Here is a 20,785-nt window from a genome sequence, read left to right on the forward strand (position 1 = left end):
CGAAGGCGGTCCGGCCTGGAAACTATACGGAGGTATCGGTGGCCTGCCCGTGCGTATGGCAAGCCGATGAAGAGCGGGGCCGCTGAATCACGGGCGGGGAGCCGAGAACGGAAAGGCGCGCGAATCGGCGCTGCCACTGTTCGCCCAGCGGTGGAAATATTTCGTTTTTTCAATCAGTTCTGGTGCTTTTGTCGAAGATTTAGCGCCCTTTGCGTCTTCCGGATGGGCACGGCATCGTTTATCTTCGGACAGCGGTGGACAGGAAGCCTATCCATCTGGGAAATGTGCGGACGGTTTCTTGGAGGAGCGGAGCTTGCGAATGCTCGTCGCGGTGGTTGATGAACTGCGCCGGCAAAGCCGCAGCGTCATCGTACGTCTTATGCTTTTTGGACTAGCTCTGGTCTTCGTTGGCGCCTGCGCGCGCATCTGGGTTCTGTCCTCCTTCTTGGAGGGCAAGATCAACAACCTGGCCTCGTCCCAACAGCAATCGACCGCTTCCTACGTTGCCCACGACATCGACGAGAAGATCAAGGCACGGCTCGACCTCCTGCGCCGCGCCGCCGGAAGCCTGCCATTGGCAGCCCTCGACGATCCCACGGCCCTGCGCGACTGGCTGAAACGGCATCAGGACATCGCGCCTTTGTTCTCGCGCGGGCTGATGGTCGTCCGGCCCGACGGCCACGAGGTCGTCGCCGATTATCCGGAACGGCACCGGTCGCCGGATTTCGACGTCTCAAGCCGCGATTGGTTCCAGGCGGCGCTGAACTCCCGCGAACCGGTGATCGGGCGGCCCGCCCGCTCCTCTCTCGACGACGAGCCGATGGTGGTCATGGCGATGGCCGTCACCGACGCCGCCGGACGCCCGGTCGCGGTCCTGAGCGGCGCCACCGCCCTGTCGTCGCCGGGCTTCCTCAATCTGGTCCAGGGAAACCGCATCGGGCGCAGCGGCGGTTTCCTCCTGGTCTCCCCCCGCGACAGGCTGTTCGTGTCGGCCAGCGACCACGGGATGATCCTGACCGCGACCCCGCCGGAAGGGGTGAACCCGCTGCACGACCGGGCCATGGCCGGTTACCGCGGCACCGGCGTCACCGTCAACGCGGCGGGGGTGGAGGAATTGTCCGCCATCGCCGCGGTCCCGACGGCGGGCTGGTTCCTGGTCGCCCGGCTGCCCACGGCGGAGGCGTTCGAGGGGGTGCGCGACCTCCAGACCTTCATCGCCACCAACAGCCTGATGATCGCCGCCTTCGCCGTGACCGTGCTGTTCATCGGCATGCGCCGCTTCTTCCGCCCGCTGACCGAGGCGGCGCGGCGGATGCACCAGATGGCCGACGGGCATGTCGAGCTGGCGCCCCTGCCGGTCCATCGCATGGATGAGGTCGGGGAACTGGCGCAGGGCTTCAACTATCTGCTGGGCAAGCTGCGGGAGCAGGAGGCCGCCCTGCGGGCGAGCGAGGCGCGCATGGCCCACATGGCCCACCACGACGCGCTGACCGGACTGCCGAACCGCGCCATGTTCCACGACCGGCTGCAACAGGCCATCGACCGGTCGGAGCGCGGCGGCGCCCTGTTCGCCCTGCTCTACATCGACCTCGACGGTTTCAAGCCGATCAACGACACCCATGGCCACAGCCGGGGCGACGAGGTCCTGCGGGTGGTGGCGCGGCGCCTGTCCGGCCTGCTGCGCAAATCCGACCTGATCGCCCGCATCGGCGGCGACGAGTTCGCCATCATCCTGGAGGTGGAGGTGACCCCCGCCGGGGCGGAAACCGTCGCCGACAAGTGCCGGACGGCGCTGGCGGAGCCCATCCTGATCGACGGGCTGCGGCTGCCGCTCGCCCTGTCGATCGGCGTCGCGGTCTATCCGCAGGACGGGCGGGACGCCCAGCAACTCATCGTCCACGCCGATCAGGCGATGTACGCGGTCAAGAGGGGCGCCGTCCGGGTCCCGGCCCTGTAGACCCTCCCACTCAGTGGCAGCTTGAACCACCACCGGCCGGGCCGCAGCCCTTGCACCCGCCGCCGCAACCGGAGCCCTTCGGCGCGGCCCTGCCCAGCAGGCGGGCGCGCAGCCCGGCGGGCAGGATCACCCGCCACACCGTCCACGCCGCGGCCAGCGCCACCACCACGGCGACCAGAAGATCCTGCCACATGGCCGTGCCCTCCCCTTTCCTTGCAGCAGCCCCTTACAGCAACGCCAAGGCGACGCGGTAGGTGATGAAGCTCGCCCCATAGGCCAGCGTGATCATGTAGGCGAACATCACCGCCGGCCAGAACCAGCCGTTGGTCTCCCGCTTCACCACCGACAGGGTGGCGACGCATTGCGGGGCGAAGACGTACCAGGCGAGCAGCGACAGCGCGGTCGGCAGGCTCCAGGAGGCGGCCAGCGCCCCGGCCAGCGAGGATTGCAGCGCGTCGCCGCTCTCGCTCAGCGCGTAGATCGTGCCCAGCACGCCGACCGCAACCTCGCGCGCCGCGATGCCCGGCACCAGCGCCACGGCGATCTGCCAGGTGAAGCCGATGGGCGCCAGCAGCGGTTCCAGCGCGTGGCCGATCATGCCGGCGATGGAATACTGGATGGCCGGCTCGGTCGCCCCCTCCGGCGCGCCGGGGAAGCTCGCCAGGAACCACATGACGATCATCAGCGCGAAGATCGTCGTGCCGGCCCGCGCCAGGAAGACCTTGGCCCGCTCGAACAGGCCCAGCGCGATGTCGCGCGGGTTGGGCAGGCGATAGGCCGGCAGCTCCATCAGCAGCGGCTCGCGGGCGCCCTTGAACACCGTGCCCTTCAGAACGAAGGCGACGGCCAGCGCCGACAGGATGCCGGCGGCGTAGAGCGCGAACATCACCAGCCCCGGCAGCCCGACCAGCCCGCCCAGCAGCGGACGGTCCGGCACGAAGGCCGCGATCAGCAGCGTGTAGACCGGCAGCCGGGCCGAGCACGTCATCAGCGGGGCGATCATGATGGTCGCCAGCCGGTCGGCGCGGTTCTCGATGGTGCGCGCCGCCATGACGCCGGGCACCGCGCAGGCGAAGCTGGACAGCAGCGGGATGAAGGCCCGCCCATGCAGCCCCACCCCGCCCATCAGCCGGTCCAGCAGAAAGGCGGCGCGGGCGAGATAGCCGGTCGCCTCCAGCACCAGGATGAAGAAGAACAGCACGAGGATCTGCGGCAGGAAGATGACCACGCTGCCCACCCCGGCGATGATCCCGTCGGTCAGCAGGCTGCGCAGCGCGCCGTCCGGCAGGGTGGCGGCCACCCAGTCCTTGAGCCCGCTGACCGCGCCGTCGATCAGGTTCATCGGCGCCTCGGCCCAGGCGAACACCGCCTGGAACATCAGGAACAGCACGAGGAACAGGAAGGCCAGCCCGAACACCGGGTGCAGCAGCACGGCGTCCACCCGCCGGGTCGCCAGCGGAGGCAGGCCGGCGTCGGCCACGCAGCCGGCCAGTAGCCCTTCGACCTCCTGGTGGTAGGCCCGCAGGTCGCGCGAGGAGGGCTCGCTCCAGCCGCAGGGAGGAGGATTCTCCCCCGCATCGGACGCCATGGCCATGGCGCCGTCGATCTGCTCCAGAAGTGGCTGGACGCCGCCGCGGCGGATGGCGACGGTCGGCACCACCGGCACGCCGAGCGCTGCGGACAGCGCCGCCGCGTCGATGCGGCAGCCGCGCTTCTCCGCCGCGTCCATCATGTTCAGCGCCAGGATGATCGGGCGGCCCAGGCGCTTCAGTTCCACCACCAGCCGCAGGTTCAGGCGCAGGTTGGTGGCGTCGGCGACGCAGACCAGCAGGTCCGGACTGTCCTCGTGCGAGAAGCGGCCGAGCACGACGTCGCGGGTCACCTCCTCGTCGGGGGAGCGGGCGCGCAGGCTGTAGGTGCCCGGCAGGTCGATCACCTGCACCCGGCGGCCGAGCGGGCTGACGAAATGCCCGATCTTCCGTTCCACGGTGACGCCGGGGTAGTTCGCCACCTTCTGGCGGGAACCGGTGAGCGCGTTGAACAGGGCGGTCTTGCCGCAGTTCGGGTTGCCGACCAGCGCGATGCGCGGCGGCAGGGCGGAGTCCAGGACCGACATGGCCGGATGTCCTTGCAGGAGGTCGCTTTGAAGGAGGGTGGCGGCGCCGCGGGTCAGATGGCGGGCGTCAGGCGGCGGGCGCCACCAGCACGGCGCGCGCCTCGGCGCGGCGGAGCGCCAGCGTGTGCTCGTTCACGCGGATGGCGATGGGGTCGCGGCCCGGAAAGGCTTCGTGCAGGACCTCGACGTGGGAGCCTTCGACCAGCCCCATCTCGATCATGCGCCGTTCCAGCTCCCCTTCGGGAAGGGTGGTGACGACCCCCCGCTCATCGACGCCGGTCACGCGGGCGCGCTCGCCCTTCTTCAACTCGCCCAAATGCCGTCCGCCGGGGGACTGGCCCGTTTCGGGGGTGGGATGACCGCTCATGGCTGCACCTGATCGCACCGGGAGGTGGGGGGCGCGTTCCTGTCCGCCCCTCTTCGCCGCGGATGATCCTGCGAAGCGTTCGCATCCGTCCAGCCGGCTAAATGTCGCAGGAGCCTTGTAAAATGAGCGTAACGACCATATCGCGATTATGGTTTTGCGGGTGCCGGTCCCTTCGCGTCGCCCTTGGCGGCGGGAGCCGGCGCCCTGGCGGAGCGGTCGAGGTTGGCCTGCGCCGTCTTCGCCGCCGCGCTGTTCGGCGTGTTGCGAACGATCTGGCTCCAATCCTCCCGCGCGCCCGGCAGATTGCCGGCCTGCGCCTTGATTGTGGCACGCAGCAGCAGGGCGTCGGGATCGCCGGGGCGCAGTTCCAGCGCGCGGTCGATGTCGGCGACGGCCTGCCGGTCGTTGGCCAGCGCCTTGTGGGCGGCGGCGCGGTAGAGATAGGCCTCGGGCCGCCGCGGGTCCTTCTTCAGCGCCGCGTCCAGGTCGGCCACGGCGTCCCAGAAGCGCTCCGTCTCGGCCCGCGCGATGGCGCGGTCGATCAGCAGGTCCACGTCATCCGGCTGGAGCGCCAGGGCGCGGCTGTAGGCCCGCTCCGCCCGCACATTGTCACCGGCGCGCAGCCACGCCCAGCCGGCCCGCCCGAGGATCGAGGCCCCGGCCTTCGGATCGTCCTTGCCCAGCACCGGGGCCAGTTCCTCCAGCCGCGCCCCGGCGGTGGTGAAGTCGCCTTTGTGGAACAGCGCCAGCGCCTGGCACAGCCGGGCATGGTCGCCGCCGCCGCGGTTCAGCCAGGTCTGCGCGCTCTCCAGCGCTTCGGCCGGGCGCTTCTCGGCGAGCGTCAGGCAGGCCTGGAACTCCCGGTTGTGATCGACGGCGGGAGCGGAGAAGGCCGGGCCGGCGGAGAAGAGCGCCAGCGCGGCCGTGATGAGGTAAGCGTTGCGTCGGTTCATGGCGGCCTTACACTCCGCCATTGCCGCTTCCGACGCAAGGACCCCGCAAGACATGGCTTCACCCCGTCTGTTCGTCTTCGGCCTGGGCTTCACCGCCCGCGTGTTCGCCGACCGGCTGAAGGCCGAGGGCTGGCGGATCGCCGCCACCTGCCGCGGCGAGGACAAGCGCGCCGCCCTGGAGGCGCAGGGCATCGAGGCGTTCCTGTTCGACCGGGGCCGCCCACTGGAGGACGCCCGCGCCGCCCTCGCCGGCACCACCCATCTGCTCGTCAGCGTGCCGCCCGACGAGCGGGGCGACCCGGTGCTCGACCAGCACGCCATGGATCTGGCGGACCTGCGGACGCTCGACTGGGCCGGCTATCTTTCCACCACCGGGGTCTACGGCGACACCAAGGGCGAGTGGGTGGGCGAGGCGGCGTGGCTGCGCCCGACCGGCGAGCGGCAGAAACGCCGCGTCGAGGCGGAGCGCGGCTGGCTGAACCTCTACCGCCAGTACGGCGTGCCGATGCATCTCTTCCGGCTGGCCGGCATCTACGGGCCGGGGCGCAGCGCGCTGGACAACGTGCGCGACGGCACCGCCCGGCGGGTGGACAAGCCCGGACAGGTGTTCAGCCGCATCCATGTGGAGGACATCGCGGCGACGCTGCGCGCCTCGATGGACAAGCCGACGCTGGGCGCGGTCTACAACGTCGCCGACGACCTGCCCTCCCCCTCCCACGAGGTGGTGAGCTACGCCTGCGGCCTGCTGGGGGTCGAGCCGCCGCCATTGGTGCCCTTCGAGGAGGCCGGACTGTCGCCGATGGCCGCCAGCTTCTACGCCGACTGCCGCCGGGTGAAGAACGACCGCATCAAGCGCCAGCTCGGCGTGGCGCTGGCCTACCCCGACTACCGCGCCGGGCTGGACGCCCAGTTCGCGGCGGAGAGCGGGCGGTAGAGTCGCGGCGGCGCGAATCGCGCGCCCTCCCGCCCCGGCCGCATTCCCCCTACGGCGGCACCCCGCGGGGGCGTCACGGGCCTCCGGATGGGCTGGAATCGTCGTTTCCGGCGACCGCCCGACCGCGCCGAACGAATTTGGTTCGGCAAAACCGACGTTGTGGTATCATGCGCCCCCGTTCCGGCCCGCTGGATTGCGGCCGGACCGGCATGGGTACGCCTGCGAATCGCAAAAAACACGACCTGCCGAGACGACGACCAGCATGAACATCATCATCGAACGCGCCGCCCTTCTCCGGTCCCTTGGTCATGTGCAGAGCGTGGTGGAGCGCAGGAACACCATCCCCATTCTGTCCAACGTGCTGCTGCGGGCGAGCGACGGCGAGCTGTCGCTGGCCGCCACCGACATGGACCTGGAGATCGTCGAGACGGTCCCGGCCACGGTGACCCGCGCGGGCGGCACCACCGCCCCGGCCCACACGCTGTACGACATCGTGCGCAAGCTGCCCGACGGCAGCCAGGTGGAGCTGGACATCGGCGGTGACGGCACAATCCTGACGCTGCGCGCCGGCCGCTCGCAGTTCAAGCTGTCCTGCCTGCCGGTCGACGATTTCCCGCAGCTGTCCGGCGGCGACCTGCCGCACCGCTTCGACCTGACGGCGGGCGACCTGCGGGCGCTGGTCGACCGCACCCGCTTCGCCATCTCGACCGAAGAGACGCGCTACTACCTCAACGGAATCTACCTGCACGCCGCCAAGGCCAAGGCCGGCGGCGCCGAGCTGCCGGTGCTGCGCGCCGTGGCGACCGACGGCCACCGCCTGGCGCGGGTCGAGATGCCGCTGCCGGAGGGGGCCGCCGGCATCCCCGGCGTCATCGTTCCGCGCAAGACCGTAAACGAGATCCGCAAGCTGATCGACGAGGCCGCCGACCGCATCGAGCTGTCGCTGTCGGACAACAAGATCCGCTTCGCCTTCGATTCGGTGGTGGTGACCTCCAAGCTGATCGACGGCACCTTCCCGGATTACGAGCGGGTCATCCCGGTCGGCAACGACAAGACGATGGAGGTGGACGCCAAGCTGTTCGCCGCCGCCGTGGACCGCGTCGCCACCATCTCCACCGAGAAGAGCCGCGCCGTGAAGCTGTCGCTGACCCGCGGCACGCTGACCCTGTCCGCGACCAGCCCCGAGGCCGGCAGCGCGACGGAGGAGCTGGAGGTCAATTACCAGGAAGGCCCCCTGGAAATCGGCTTCAACTCTCGCTATCTGCTTGATATCACGCAGCAGATCGAGGGCGAGGGCGCGCGCTTCTCGCTGGCCGACGCCGCGTCGCCGACCATCGTGCGCGACGTCGCCGACTCCACGGCCCTTTACGTGTTGATGCCGATGCGTGTGTGACCGGTCCGGACGGATCGGCGCTTTTCGGGCCGGCGCGCTCCGGACCCCGTGTTTGACGGGGTGCGGCGGCCCGGTCCCCGCATCCCGGATCGGACGCTTTGCTCGACGCCAGACAGACTTCGCCCTATCCCGTCCCCGTGATGGACACTCCGGCCGCCTTGGCGGTGACGCGCCTGACCCTGACCCGCTTCCGCGGTTATGACAGCGCGCGCCTGGAGCCCGACCGCCGCCCGGTGGTGCTGACCGGGCCGAACGGCGCCGGCAAGACCAACCTGCTCGAAGCGGTCAGCTTCCTCGCCCCCGGACGCGGCCTGCGCGGCGCCAAGCTGTCGGAGGTCGAGCGGATCGGCGGCGGCGCCGGCAATGGCGCGGGCACCGGCTGGGCGGTCGCCGCCGTTCTGGACACCCCCACCGGCCCGGTGGAGATCGGCACCGGCCGCGAGATCGGCCCCCAGGCGGCGTCGGGCGCCGAGCGCGACCGCCGCGTCGTCCGGGTGGACGGCCACCCCGCCAAGGGCCAGACCGTGCTGGCCGAGCATGTCGCCGTCGTCTGGCTGACCCCGCAGATGGACCGGCTGTTCCTGGAGGGTTCCAGCGGGCGCCGCCGTTTCCTTGACCGCCTCGTCTTCGGCTTCGACCCCGCCCACGCCGGCCGGCTCAGCCGCTACGAGCACGCCCTGCGCGAGCGCGCCCGCCTGCTGCGCGAGGGGCATCGCGGCTGGAACGGCGACGAGGGCTGGCTGAGCGGCCTGGAGGACCAGATGGCGACCACCGGAGTCGCCGTGGCCGCCGCCCGCCGCGACGTGGTGCAGCGGTTGCGCGCCGCCTGCGGGCGGGCCGTCGGCCCCTTTCCCGGCGCCGACCTGACGGTCCAGGGCACGGTGGAGCGCTGGCTCGACGACGGTCCGGCGCTGGCCGCCGAGGACGCGCTGCGCCGCTCGCTGCGCGACAGCCGGCGGGCCGATTCGGACGGCGGCGGCGCCACGCTGGGGCCGCACAAGAGCGACCTCGCGGTGCGCCACGCCCAGAAGGACATGCCGGCGGCGCTCTGCTCCACCGGGGAGCAGAAGGCGCTGCTGATCGCCATCATGCTGGCCAACGCCCGCCTTCTGGCGGCGGAGCGCGGGGCCGCCCCGCTGCTGCTGCTGGACGAGGTGGCCGCCCATCTGGACCCCCAGCGGCGCGAGGCGCTGTTCGACGAGATCCTGGCGCTGGGCGCCCAGGCCTGGATGACCGGCACCGACGATTCGGTGTTCGGGCCGCTCGGCGGTGCCGCCAAACGCTTCCACATCGAGGATGCGACCGTGACCCCGGCCTAGCACTCGAAAATGGGCGCTCGAAAATGGGCTCAAAAGCCCAGAAAATCACCTACCGAAGTACGGTATTCCGCCGAAACCCAACGCAGTCTGCTATAGTCGAGCCATGGCACAGGAAGCACTGAAGAACGACCTCCCGCAGCAGGATTACGGCGCGGAATCGATCACCGTCTTGCGCGGGCTGGATGCCGTGCGCAAGCGTCCGGGCATGTACATCGGCGACACCGATGACGGTTCCGGACTGCACCACATGGTCTACGAGGTCGTGGACAACGCGATCGACGAGGCGCTGGCCGGCTACTGCGACGCGGTCGTGGTGCAGCTGAACGCCGACGGGTCGGTCACGGTGCGCGACAACGGCCGCGGCATCCCCACCGACATCCACTCCGAAGAGGGCGTGTCGGCGGCGGAGGTCGTGATGACCCAGCTCCACGCCGGCGGCAAGTTCAACCAGAACTCCTACAAGGTGTCGGGCGGCCTGCACGGCGTGGGCGTGTCGGTGGTGAACGCCCTGTCGGAGACGCTGGAACTGCGCATCTGGCGCAACGGCCGCGAATGGTTCATGCGCTTCCGCCACGGCGTCGCCGACGAGCGGCTGGCCGACATCGGCGCGGCCCCGATGGTCGACGACGGCAACGGCGGGCAGAAGCCGCTCTCCGGCACCGAGGTCACCTTCCTGCCGTCCAAGGACACCTTCACCAACACCGAGTTCGACTTCGCGACTTTGGAGCACCGGCTGCGCGAGCTGGCCTTCCTGAACTCCGGCGTGCGGCTGGTGCTGACCGACGCCCGCGGGGTGGAGCCGAAGGTCCAGGACCTGCATTACGAAGGCGGGCTGGAAGCCTTCGTGAACTGGCTCGACCGTTCCAAGGTGCCGCTGCACAAGCCGGCGATTTCGATCAAGGCGGAACGCCCGACCGAGCATGGCGGCGTGGTCACCGTGGAATGCTCGCTCCAGTGGAACGACAGCTACCACGAGACGACTCTCTGCTTCACCAACAACATCCCGCAGAAGGACGGCGGCACCCACCTCGCCGGCTTCCGCGCGGCGCTGACGCGGGCGATCAACAACTACGCCAACGAGTCGGGCATCGCGAAGAAGGAGAAGGTGAACCTCTCCGGCGACGACGCGCGCGAGGGGCTGACCTGCGTGCTCTCGGTGAAGGTCCCCGACCCGAAATTCTCCAGCCAGACCAAGGATAAGTTGGTCTCCTCCGAAGTCCGCCCGGTGGTCGAGGCGGTGGTGGGCGAATGCCTCGCCCAGTATTTCGAGGAGCATCCGGCGGACGCCAAGCGCGTCGTCCAGAAGGTGGTCGAGGCCGCCGCCGCCCGTGAGGCCGCCCGCAAGGCGCGCGAGCTGACCCGGCGCAAGGGTGCTCTCGACATCGCCTCCCTGCCCGGCAAGCTGGCCGACTGCCAGGAGCGCGACCCGGCGCTGTCCGAACTCTTCATCGTGGAGGGCGATTCGGCGGGCGGCTCGGCCAAGCAGGGCCGGTCGCGCCAGTTCCAGGCCATCCTGCCGCTGCGCGGCAAGATCCTGAACGTGGAGCGGGCGCGCTTCGACAAGATGCTGTCCTCGGCCGAGATCGGCACGCTGATCGCGGCGCTGGGCACCGGCATCGGGCGCGACGAGTTCAACCCGGACAAGACGCGTTACCACAAGATCATCATCATGACCGACGCGGACGTGGACGGCAGCCACATCCGCACGCTCCTGCTGACCTTCTTCTTCCGGCAGATGCCGGAACTGATCGAGCGCGGCTATCTCTACATCGCCCAGCCGCCGCTCTACCGCATCAAGCGCGGCAACGCGAAGGAGCGGTACCTGAAGGACGACCGGGCGCTTGAGGAGTATCTGATCGAGGCGGCGCTGGGCGACCTGTCCGTGCGCCCCGCCGACGGCTCCCTGCTGAACGGCGAACCGCTGCGCGAGATGGTCGAGCAGGCCCGCGGCGGCCGCCTGCACATCGAGACGCTGGCCCGCAAGGCCGGCAACCTGTCGGTGGTGGAATCGGCGGCGGTGAGCGGCGCCCTGTCGGTCGCGCTGTCGCAGGACACCGCCCAGGCGCAGCAGGCGGCCGAGACGGTGGCCGCCCGGCTGAACGCGCTGGACGTCGAAGGCGGCTGGCGCGGCGAGAGCCTGCTCCAGGGCGGTTACGCGCTGGTGCGGACGCGCCGCGGCGTGACCCACCGCCACCATCTGGACGCCGACCTGCTGAAGAGCGCCGAGGCCCGCAAGCTGGACGCCATCGCGGCGGACCTGAAGCGCGTCTACGCCGAGCCGGGCCGCGCCTTCGAGAAGCAGAAGGAAAGCCGCAGCCTGACCGGCCCTGTCGCCCTGTTCGACACGGTGATGGAGCTGGGCCGCCGCGGCGTGACGATCCAGCGCTACAAGGGCCTGGGCGAGATGAACCCCGACCAGCTCTGGGAAACCACGCTGGACCCGACCAAGCGCTCGCTGTTGCAGGTGAAGGTCAACCACGCCGATCAGGCGGAGGAGGTCTTCTCCACCCTGATGGGCGACATCGTGGAGCCGCGCCGCGAGTTCATCCAGGAGAACGCGCTCAAGGTCGCCAACCTGGACGTGTAAACAAACGGCTCTGGCCCTTAACGCAAAGCTTGAGAAACCGAACTCTATGATTGAGAAACTTTAACTCTATGATTGAGAAAGGCTGAGATCAAGCGAAGCTGGAACTTGACAGAACAGACGCAGAATGGGGCGGATCCAACCGGGTCCGCCCTTTTTCATGAAGCCCACGTTCCACACATGGAACTGGGGCTGGCGCCCTGCCCCATCAGTCCTTGAGACGCTTGCGCCGCGACGGCTCGGCGCCCCCTTTCGATGATCAAGCCGGCCAACATGACGGACTGGTGCGTCGCCAGAGCACGCGCCAAATCGACCACCATGGCAAGCGATGGATTGGAACGGCCGCTGTCAATTTCAGTAAACCGTGAGAATCGACCAGGCATGGCGAGTTTTCTCAAGAAACACTGAGAACGAAAATTTGTTCACTTAAATATGAGATCCCATCCGGATCTTATGGCCATTGTCGGCTTTGAATGACACTGGGACAAGAGGCTCAACCAGCCGCCGCTGGATGTTCAACCAACGACCGGTCATCGTAGATATCTTCAGGCCGAAAAAGTCCTTTGGCCTCGATCTGTGACCGCGCGGCTTCTACGTTGGGCAGAAACATTACTACAGCCAAGTCACGTGTCGCGCGCGAACTACAGACGTAGAAAAGGCGCCGCGTCCGCTCCAACACTGAATCCTCTCCTTTCGCTAAGTTCTCCGTGTCCCTTTCCGACAGCGGCGTGATGCCAAAGTACTTTCCATACGAAAATTGATTCTGCCCACGCCCCTCATCATCATCGATGAGCACCAACACACGATCAAATTCGGCGCCCTTCACACCTTGCTGCGTGGCAAAGGGAGACATGTCTTCAATGTAGTGACGATACCCCCACAACTCCTTTGCACCGCAAGCAAGAAAGGCCGTAACAGGCCCGCTTTCTGGATCATCGGCATCCGGCCCTCTATCAGGGTCAGCAAAATATGGGGTGTAGCGATCGTCGAGTCGAAGAAGTTCGGTGGTGATCGCATGATCGAGAATATGACGGATCGTGGTCGTCGGCGCGTCGAACAGCGCGCTCAGTTGGATCGTCGCAGCCTTGAGTTGGAGGAGCACCTCGCCCACCTCCCGGCCCGCGATGCCGTCCGCCGTGAGCAGGGGGCAGTGGGTGCGCAGCAGTGACATGACTTCAAAGTGATCGCCGACGCGAACGGCCAGGGCAAGCGGCAGGAGATAGGTCAGGAATGGCCGGAGCGGCCAAGTGCTGCCATCCTCAAGCCCATCCTTGAGGCTGGAAGGTGCCTTGTCATGCAAGGCCGCATAGAGGCCCGGGAATCCCATACGCATCGCAGCCATGCGATGAACGATGACCAGCACGCGCACGTCAGCCTCACGCGCGTCGTTCTCCCAATGTGGATCGTTGTTTTCACGGCTCAGCCATTGCCTGACTTGGGCGATCCGCTCCGACCGATGATCATCGGCGGGCAGGAGAAACAAGCGTGCACTTCCTGCAATCGACCTCTGTTGACCATCGGCTTGGGTCATTCGGCCTCGGGTCTGGACCAAGCCGTCGCCCTCTGCCCGGATCGCGTTGACGACATCAAGCACGCGGCGTGGGCACCGGAAGTTTTCCGGCTTTGTAATGTTTGCCCACCCCACCCCTGGCGGAATAGCCCCCGCGCCGGTCGTGTAAATCTTTTGCATCGGGTCGCCGAAGAAGCCCAAACAGAACTCGTGCTGGACCGTCTCGGCGACACGCCGGAGAGCCGCCACGACGGCGGGCACCGTATCCTGGCTTTCATCAACGAAGATGAACGGAAAGCGGCTGGCGACAAGGTCACGCAGAAGCTGATGCTGTTCAATCAACGCTGGTACCATGGCGATGATATCGGCATGGCCCAGGACGCCTCGGGCAAAGTCGCTGCCCGTCCCATAGGTGAACCGCGTCAACCCGCCCACGATGTCACGCTGACGGTGGTAGCGCTCGATATCGCGCTCCAACCCTGGGCGCGTCTGCTTCTGCGTGCGCGGGTTCGCCAAGCGCTTCTGCGCCTCATCGACCTTCGCGTCGATGCGCGTCAAGGCCCATGCTTGGATGTCGCGTTGAAACGAACGGACCACCGACCACAGGAAGCTATGAATGGTGGAGACATGAATGAGTGGATCATTGCCGACGTCCCCCCAAATCTCCCGCACCGCAACTTCGGTGTATGTGATGCAAGCGATCCGCTGGCCGCGCATCCGCAGGTCCTTACCGCGCGTCTTTGCTAGTGCACTGACTCATTCAGAAGGTGCAGGGAGCCGGGCGATCTTGGCGAGGATGGTGTCGGCGGGCTTGATCCAGACGAAGGGTTTGGATGCCTTGTTGTGCTCGCGGATGTAGCGGGCGATGGCGTCCTGGAGGTCGGCCACGGACTTGAAGACGCCGCGCCGAATGCGTCTGCGGGTGATGATCGAGAAGAAGCCCTCGACGGCATTGATCCAGGAGGCCGAGGTAGGCGTGAAGTGGAAGACCCAGCGCGGGTGATCAGCCAGCCATTCCAGGACCTTGGGATGCTTGTGGGTGGCGTAATTATCGACGATGGCATGGATCACCTTGCCCGCCGGGACGGCGCGCTCCACAGCGTTCAGGAACTTGATGAACTCCTTGTGGGTGTGCTTGGGCAGGCAGCGCCCGACCACCGTGCCGTCCAGCGTGTTCAGCGCGGCGAACAGCGTGGTGGTGCCGTTGCGCTTGTAGTCGTGCGTCATCGTCCCGCACTTGCCGGGCTTCAGCGGCAGGCCGGGCTGGGTGCGGTCGAGCGCCTGGATCTGGCTCTTCTCGTCGATGGACAGCACCACTGCGTGGCACGGCGGGTCCATGTAGAGCCCGACGATGTCCTCGACCTTGGCGGCAAAGGCCGGGTCGTTGGAGCGCTTGAAGGTGCGGATGCGATGGGGCTGAAGGCGATTGGCCTCCCAGATGCGCTGCACGGCGCGCAGGCTGATGCCGACCGCCTTGGCCACCGCCCGGCCGGTCCAATGCGTCACCGCGCCGGGTGGTTCCGAGCAGGTCAGCGCCAGCACCTTGGCTACCGTAGCGGTGGGCAGCGGCGCCCGCCCAGGTTTACGCGTCTTGTCGCGCAGCAGCCCGTCCACGCCCTGTTCGGCGTAGCGCACCTGCCAGCGCCAGACCGCCGGGCGGCTGACACCGGCGCGGCGCGCCACCTCCTGCACCGGTAGCCGCTCGGCCGAGAGCACGATGATGGTCGCCCGCTGCACATGCTTCTGAGGGCGGTTCCGGTCGCCGAGGATCGCGGCCAAGCGCGCGCGGTCCTCCGCTCCAACGATGATGCTGACGGTCTGGGCCATGCCGACAGAATCGCACGTCGGCCGGCCGCTGTGAATCCTATGTCTGCGTCAGTGCACTAGGTGCGCGAGGCCTTTGACCAGTGAGGTTGTCTTGCCAGAACCAGCGCCGGCCACCATGACGAAGCTCGTTTGAGGTCGCTGGTCAAGGCACGCACGCAATTCGACGTCTGCCTGGGTGTCTGGTTGTCCTATCCGGCTTGTCATGCGGTTCCGGCCTGTTCAAGGTTCTCCAGTTTCGGTGCGAGCTCGGGCACAGATTCAGCCGGGGGTGGCATGACCTGTTGCTCAAGCCAGGAAAGGCCAACTGAAATATAGTGTGGCACGTTCCACGCCGAAGGATCATGAGAGAGCAGAGCGAGCGCGAAATCCGTCTTATGAAAGCTCGATTTACTGATCTTTCTGTGCAGGCGTTCAGCCATTTCTTCCAGTGAGAGCTTAGCGGCCCCCCGGACACGAAGTTTGAGATCGGCTCGCTCCTTCGCTTGACACCAAGCAAGATTTTCCAGTGCAAACGCTTCTTCAAGCGTTCTGCCGGCAATCGCCACAGTTCGCCCCGACCAAGTCACTTCGACCCTGGTTTGGTACGTTACGCGGACCAGCGCGTCCCCATTGGCCTTCGGCAACTGGGTGCACGTTGCCTTGTCGGCTGCGAGCAACTCGACAATCGTCTTTTGGCCAGGCAGCCATTGAACCAGCGTTTGGTTGGACGTCAGCGCGCCATCGATGTGGACCATGCAGGCCGACCCGGCAGCGGAATCGTCGTCGTCCGTGGCTTCCGGCGCCTCGTCCTCGGTCTGTGAGGCATCCGCTTCCTCAGCCGACGAGGCATCGCCTTCGGCCAGCGGCGCGGCCCCCTCACCTGGGGAAGCGTTATCCTTGTTGGCTTGGGGTGGCAAGACACTGTCAATGTCGGTAACGATCAAAGTGGTGATGCCGAGGAATTCGATCAGGGGCCTGAATCGATGGCCGAACGCGCCGCCAATTTCCAAGATACTGAGGCAGGCGGACTGGAGACGGTGGGCCGCTTTGGCGATCATCTGCGGCAACAAGAGCCGCTCGACGTTGCCTTCAACGAGAATGGCGGCGTCGGCAAAAAACAAGTCGCAATGAGTAAGTTTCAAATACCGTTCAAGGAAGTCACGTGTAGGGTTGGCTGTATTTTGGTAAAAATTTGAGAGGTTGAGGACATCTGATGTCTGCAAGGCTGGACCCGATGTTCGGCGAAAATAGCGGATAGGGCGGAAACCGCGCTCGTAAAGAATATGTGGCGAATGCGTCGAAACCACAATCTGTGTGGTGTAGTGTTTGGCTTCCTCTTCCTCGAGCACGAGAATATCAAATACCTTTCGAATGAAAACCTGCTGAAGCTGTGCATGCAGATGGGCTTCTGGCTCCTCGATAAAGATTAGGTGGACTGGCGGCCGATTTTCCTCAATGTCGCGCCATCGGGTATGAAAGTCCAGAAGCTCGACGACCATATAAATCAAATTCTTAAAGCCGAGGCCGTTATAGCGGTCCGGCAGCGTCAGCGGATCGCGCCTGGGATTGACCGGTCCCAGCGCATAGTGGACCCGCGCTCCTTCATGGCTGCTCATGATCGTGGCAGGGTTCAAGGCCGTTCGGATCAGCAGGCTCGGATTGTTGAGACCTGGGTAGCCCAGCACTGCTAAGCGCTGTAATGTTGGACCAAACACTCGCCCAAGATGATCATTGAGCATGGCTTCGGAGTCTGCCAAGGCTCGCTGGGCCTCGTAATCCTCTCCCCGTTTCTCTAGATTGCGATCGTAGAACCGGCTGAGGCACCGGGACAGGTCTTCTGACCGGCTGCCGCCAGCGGAGTCCGACAAGTGACGTTGCGCGTGCAAAACATCGATCTTTACCAAGCCAGCAAGGATGTCCCTACCGGTTTGGCCTTTGTCCGGGGTCACGCGGAGTGGTGCATAGCCCGCTTTGGCGCACAAATCATCGTCGAAATGCGCGCGATCAAGAACGTAATAGCGCAACTCGAACTCTCGGCGGAACCGGTCACTTTTGCCATCGCCGAGATAATGACAGGGTATTCGTGGTGTGGGATGGTAATCGGCACCGCCATTGACGCCAGGGCGAATGTTCTCCCTGGCCCGTTCCCGGGCTTTCTGAAAATTGGTGCGCAAAGTATCTGGAGCTGTCGCTGCAAACTCTACGCGCAGACCAACGAAATTACCTTGCCAAGCAAGGTTCGGCAGAAGGTCAACAACTCTGTGCAGGTCATTCGCTTTGACGTTGAACCATATGTCGAGGGAGATGCTAGGAAGTGACGCGCCATCTACACCATCGCCGAAAGCGTTGATCGCATCCCAGCAATCGACGCTGAAATCATGAATCGAAAAGCGATCACGCGACGCCGCCGCGAAAAGTTGCAGCGCGTGTGTGGCTGATGTTTTTCCGCTGTTGTTGGCGCCAACGAAGATCGAGATATCCGATGCAAGATCGATTCTGACATCTTTCAAGCGGCGGAAATTGCGGACCCTTAGTGATTAAATGTGCATCGTCCACCCCCAATGCAACCGATTTTAGGTGGCTTTGCATGGACCTCACAATGCATAAAGCGATGCGCGTGGGGAAAATCTCGTCCGACCCTTTGCTGCCCCTCACTTAGGACTGTTGGATGAGGCCGCCCATATGGGGCTCTGCAGTCCGCATGCCGAGCGATTGTGAGCCAAGCCGCCACAGAAGTCGCGATGGATAGGTGCAAATCATCTCCGACAGGGCCTCCGTCCTCTCGCCTGAATAACCCTCCTCGACATCCTCAAGACGCTGACAATCCTACTCGGCGCGGAGCCGGCTGGCCTGGACTGGCCGGTGCCTTCGGTTCGTTCTGGATTTGATGGGCATCTCAGGCTGTGTGTCGCTCCCACTTAAGAATTTTCCCTACCTCTAATGAAATTTATGTCGACTTTTCATATTCCTTCACGGAAGGTTTTCGCCTGAAAGTTTTCTTGCAGCCGAGAACTTTCCGGAAAGGACGCAGGCGCCATGGGCGAACCCGTTGAGGACCCGCTCGGCAATGCGCACTGGGTCGGGGCCGAACGTCTGGCCACGCACTTGGACCGCATCCTTGATCGGTCCGCCCCGCACAGCGCGGAGCGGGCCGCCTCAAACGAACGCCCCAGACCATCCGCGGCTACCTGCTCAAGTACGGCCCCCGCCGGCTGGTCCGCGACCTGCTGCGCGACGACTCCGGCCGCGGCCCGAGGCCGCCACCGGAGACCGAGGGCATCGTCAAAGCGATCCTCGACCAAAAGCACCTCACCCCGGAAGGGTGTTCCCTGAATGAGGCGATGATCGTGATCAACGGCCGGTTGGAGCAAGCTGGGCTTAAGAGTGCCGATCAAAACCTGTATCAGTCCGAGCAAGATCAACGGCTTAAGTCCGTAGAGACAGGGTTTTGATCTGCGCTCTAAGCCTGTCTCGTTCAACACGGTGAAGAGCCGCGCACGGGCCCTGTCCCGCTTTGGAGTTTCAGCATCGGCGCCGCGACGGAAGCCTGACCGTCGAGCATGGGCAACCGCCACGCGCAGGTGTCAGCGTAAGTCAACGACCTCGAATGACAAGTTGGCCTGGCCATGATCTGCCATGGCTTTCCGGTCCACTCGTTCATGGGAGTGGCATTCCTTGTATGGACCAGCCGGCGTCGCACTGGCAATCTCTGGACCGGATCACCGCGCAACCTCGCCACCCCAGAAGCGTACCGATTCTGTCACGCCAAAGGGCGATTACGTGATTCCAAGATTCCAAAAAGGCGGCGTCGGGCGGTGCTGGCGGACCACCCGATCCTTGGCGGCGACAAGGACATGGAAAGGGGTGGGGGCGTCGCCACGTGACAGATCGGGAGCGTTGCGGGCGCTCCCGGTCGCCGTCGCGTGGCGTGGCGTGGCGTGGCGTGGCGTGGCGTGGCGTGGCGTGGCGTGGCGTGAGTCCAGCCAATGATTGCGCAGCCCAGTCAATCTCTGAAAGCGACAGCGTTTGAAGGTGTGCCCCGCCTTGCGCTGATTTCTCCGAAAGGGGGCCGCGCTGACGTCTCATGGCGTGGGTTTCCGAGCCGCCCCCGCAATCCGAGCCTTGATGGCTTGGTCGATGAGAGCCAGCAGTTCGTCCGTGAAGGGGGCGGAATAGGCGAACTTACCTTCCCCCTCCTTCCACTGGCCGCCAACATGGACTCCGACCACACGACCGGTCGTTAGGTCGATAAGGGGGCCTCCCGCGACGCCCCCTGTGGTGTTGATGTCCGTGACGATGCCCGGTCCCGTCAACATCTCCGTGTTTCCCAGACCCAGCATCCGTCCCGGCATCACCCGCTTGATACCCGACTCCTGGCCAAGCAAGGTTTGCACCACGGCGGTCGGCATCCTTTGATCGCGGGCCGGGTAGCCCACGACCACGGCGTACCGGTCCGTAACGGCCTGGGCAAAATCACCGTCGGCCGAGCGCAGGGACAGGGCACGTGGTGGCGGGCCCTCAGCCTCCTCGATCCTCAGGACCATCACCCGGGAATGGTACCCCGTGCCATCGAAGACGATAGCTGTCACTGGGGACCGCCGGTCCGGCGGGCAGGCGGTGCGAGCGTCTTCCGCTTCGCAGAAGTGAAGATCGTGGATACGGGGGTCGGGCGCGTTCGCCGGCGCCGCCTCCGCCTCGGGCGGTTTGGGGAGCTGGCCAAGGGCGAAGTCGACGGTCACAATCAGATCGGGTGCGATCCGGAAGGCCGTGGCCAAGTGCTGAGGGCCTTGTCCCCGGCCGAGAAACCCGGTTGCTGCGATGGACTGCGCAATAACGGCGGTGCGCCCCTCCAACAGGCTTTTCCAATTGTCCGGCAGGGCATCACGGAACTTGCCCCCATTCACCGCCAGAGCCGGACGAGCGATGGCAAAAGCAACCTGCTTGCGGTCGGCTTCGGGGAGCCGCTGCAGGTCATCGCGCGTTGCAACGGCGTATCGCAGCCGGTCGTCCTGGGCCTGCACCTGCAGGGGCATCGCCTTCTCGGCAGGCAGCAGGTCGACGAGATCGGCGCGCAGCCGGTACAGCTCCGGGTATGTCGCTCCCGAGGCAATCAATCCGGTCAGCCGGGTTATGGCCCTGATAACCTGGTCTTGTCCGTTCGTGTCCACCGCAACGCCTCCCGCGGCCTGAACCGACATGGAGGCGTGGACGGCCAGTGCCTCTGCCCACCGGCAGAACCCGGATCGGCCGAGATCGGACACCCCAACTGACCGTGAGGCCAGCTGCGGCCACGCAATGCCGCAGGCAACGAGCCGAGCGGCTTCCGATAACGTCTTCCGAGGCTCCGTCGTAAACGCCGTTTCCGCGGTGGCTGTGCGGCCCACCGCCGGTGCCCGGGGCCATTCAACGGCAGCCTGAACCATGCCGTCGCCTTCGATCACGAAACCCGCGACCTCGTTGGGCTGCCGCAGCCCCTTGCGCAGCGATGTCAGCAGCTTGCCGAGATCGACGTTCTGGTACGTGAGCGTGACTTCCCCGAGGGTGTTCGCCGGAAGGTTCAGCCGATCGGCATTCCCCAGGATGAACGTTTTGTCCGAGACGGCGACACCACCACGGCGCGAGGTGTAGTTCTGCAGCTGCCGATACAGCAGCATGTGAGCGTGGGCAACCTCGATCCCAAAGTTCTTCCCCTGGTCTGCGCCGGTGCCCCCCGCATACTCGAACGGGCCGACATAGAGGGCTTTGTCAAACCAGACCTGGAAGACCTCACGGGTGAGCAGCCAGATGATGCCACACAGCACCAGCGAGTAGAGCATCTTCACGACCATGTGCCGCGCCCTCCGCCG

Annotated in this window: 13 protein-coding genes; 5 read left to right on the forward strand and 8 right to left on the reverse strand. The window is 65.9% G+C overall.

Annotated features, from left to right (window positions below; genetic code table 11):
• Window positions 1-379 precede the first annotated feature (379 nt).
• On the forward strand, window positions 380-1,957 hold the full coding sequence (locus Sp245p_RS18915; RefSeq protein ID WP_052584421.1) for a bifunctional diguanylate cyclase/phosphodiesterase: 1,578 nt from the start codon (window positions 380-382) through the stop codon (window positions 1,955-1,957).
• Window positions 1,958-1,967: 10 nt separating this feature from the next.
• Here Sp245p_RS18915 and Sp245p_RS18920 read toward each other — a convergent pair whose 3' ends face one another.
• The 4 genes from Sp245p_RS18920 to Sp245p_RS18935 all read right to left on the reverse strand — a co-directional run bounded on the left by Sp245p_RS18920 (window position 1,968) and on the right by Sp245p_RS18935 (window position 5,393).
• Window positions 1,968-2,150, reverse strand: coding sequence for a hypothetical protein (locus Sp245p_RS18920; RefSeq protein ID WP_014197763.1), 183 nt, complete (start codon window positions 2,148-2,150; stop codon window positions 1,968-1,970).
• A gap of 33 nt (window positions 2,151-2,183) precedes the next feature.
• Window positions 2,184-4,073 carry a ferrous iron transporter B gene (feoB, locus tag Sp245p_RS18925; protein WP_014197764.1) on the reverse strand — a complete coding sequence of 630 codons (1,890 nt, stop codon included), beginning with the start codon at window positions 4,071-4,073 and terminating at the stop codon, window positions 2,184-2,186.
• Window positions 4,074-4,140: 67 nt separating this feature from the next.
• Window positions 4,141-4,440 carry a FeoA family protein gene (locus Sp245p_RS18930; protein WP_051658377.1) on the reverse strand — a complete coding sequence of 100 codons (300 nt, stop codon included), beginning with the start codon at window positions 4,438-4,440 and terminating at the stop codon, window positions 4,141-4,143.
• Window positions 4,441-4,586: 146 nt separating this feature from the next.
• A complete protein-coding gene (locus Sp245p_RS18935) occupies window positions 4,587-5,393 on the reverse strand; it encodes a tetratricopeptide repeat protein (RefSeq protein WP_109138760.1) in 807 nt (268 codons plus the stop codon).
• 52 nt (window positions 5,394-5,445) lie between these two features.
• On the opposite strand from Sp245p_RS18935, the gene Sp245p_RS18940 reads away from it, so the two are divergent.
• The 4 genes from Sp245p_RS18940 (at window position 5,446) to gyrB (ending at window position 11,626) form a co-directional block, all read left to right on the forward strand.
• Window positions 5,446-6,327, forward strand: coding sequence for an SDR family oxidoreductase (locus Sp245p_RS18940; RefSeq protein ID WP_014197766.1), 882 nt, complete (start codon window positions 5,446-5,448; stop codon window positions 6,325-6,327).
• 262 nt (window positions 6,328-6,589) lie between these two features.
• Window positions 6,590-7,720: a DNA polymerase III subunit beta gene (gene dnaN / locus Sp245p_RS18945; protein WP_014197767.1), complete on the forward strand. Its 1,131-nt coding sequence runs from the start codon at window positions 6,590-6,592 to the stop codon at window positions 7,718-7,720.
• Between the two features lie 140 nt (window positions 7,721-7,860).
• Window positions 7,861-9,039: a DNA replication/repair protein RecF gene (gene recF, locus Sp245p_RS18950; RefSeq protein ID WP_014197768.1), complete on the forward strand. Its 1,179-nt coding sequence runs from the start codon at window positions 7,861-7,863 to the stop codon at window positions 9,037-9,039.
• 103 nt (window positions 9,040-9,142) lie between these two features.
• The gene (gene gyrB, locus Sp245p_RS18955) at window positions 9,143-11,626 is read left to right on the forward strand and encodes a DNA topoisomerase (ATP-hydrolyzing) subunit B (protein ID WP_014197769.1); all 2,484 of its coding nucleotides are present in this window, start codon (window positions 9,143-9,145) and stop codon (window positions 11,624-11,626) included.
• A gap of 490 nt (window positions 11,627-12,116) precedes the next feature.
• Here the strand turns inward: gyrB and Sp245p_RS18960 are convergent, their stop codons facing one another.
• From Sp245p_RS18960 to Sp245p_RS18980, 4 genes are all read right to left on the reverse strand, one after another.
• Complete coding sequence (locus Sp245p_RS18960; RefSeq protein WP_052584378.1) at window positions 12,117-13,850, reverse strand: UvrD-helicase domain-containing protein; 1,734 nt, start codon at window positions 13,848-13,850, stop codon at window positions 12,117-12,119.
• A 39-nt stretch (window positions 13,851-13,889) separates the two neighbouring features.
• Window positions 13,890-14,960, reverse strand: a complete 1,071-nt coding sequence (locus Sp245p_RS18965; RefSeq protein ID WP_014198268.1) for an IS630-like element ISAzba6 family transposase — start codon at window positions 14,958-14,960, stop codon at window positions 13,890-13,892.
• Window positions 14,961-15,160: 200 nt separating this feature from the next.
• Window positions 15,161-17,449, reverse strand: coding sequence for an AAA family ATPase (locus tag Sp245p_RS18970; RefSeq protein WP_014197773.1), 2,289 nt, complete (start codon window positions 17,447-17,449; stop codon window positions 15,161-15,163).
• Between the two features lie 1,572 nt (window positions 17,450-19,021).
• Window positions 19,022-20,767, reverse strand: coding sequence for a trypsin-like peptidase domain-containing protein (locus Sp245p_RS18980; protein ID WP_014197782.1), 1,746 nt, complete (start codon window positions 20,765-20,767; stop codon window positions 19,022-19,024).
• Between the last annotated feature and the right edge of the window lie 18 nt (window positions 20,768-20,785).

It is taken from the genome of Azospirillum baldaniorum, assembly GCF_003119195.2.
Lineage (GTDB): Bacteria > Pseudomonadota > Alphaproteobacteria > Azospirillales > Azospirillaceae > Azospirillum > Azospirillum baldaniorum.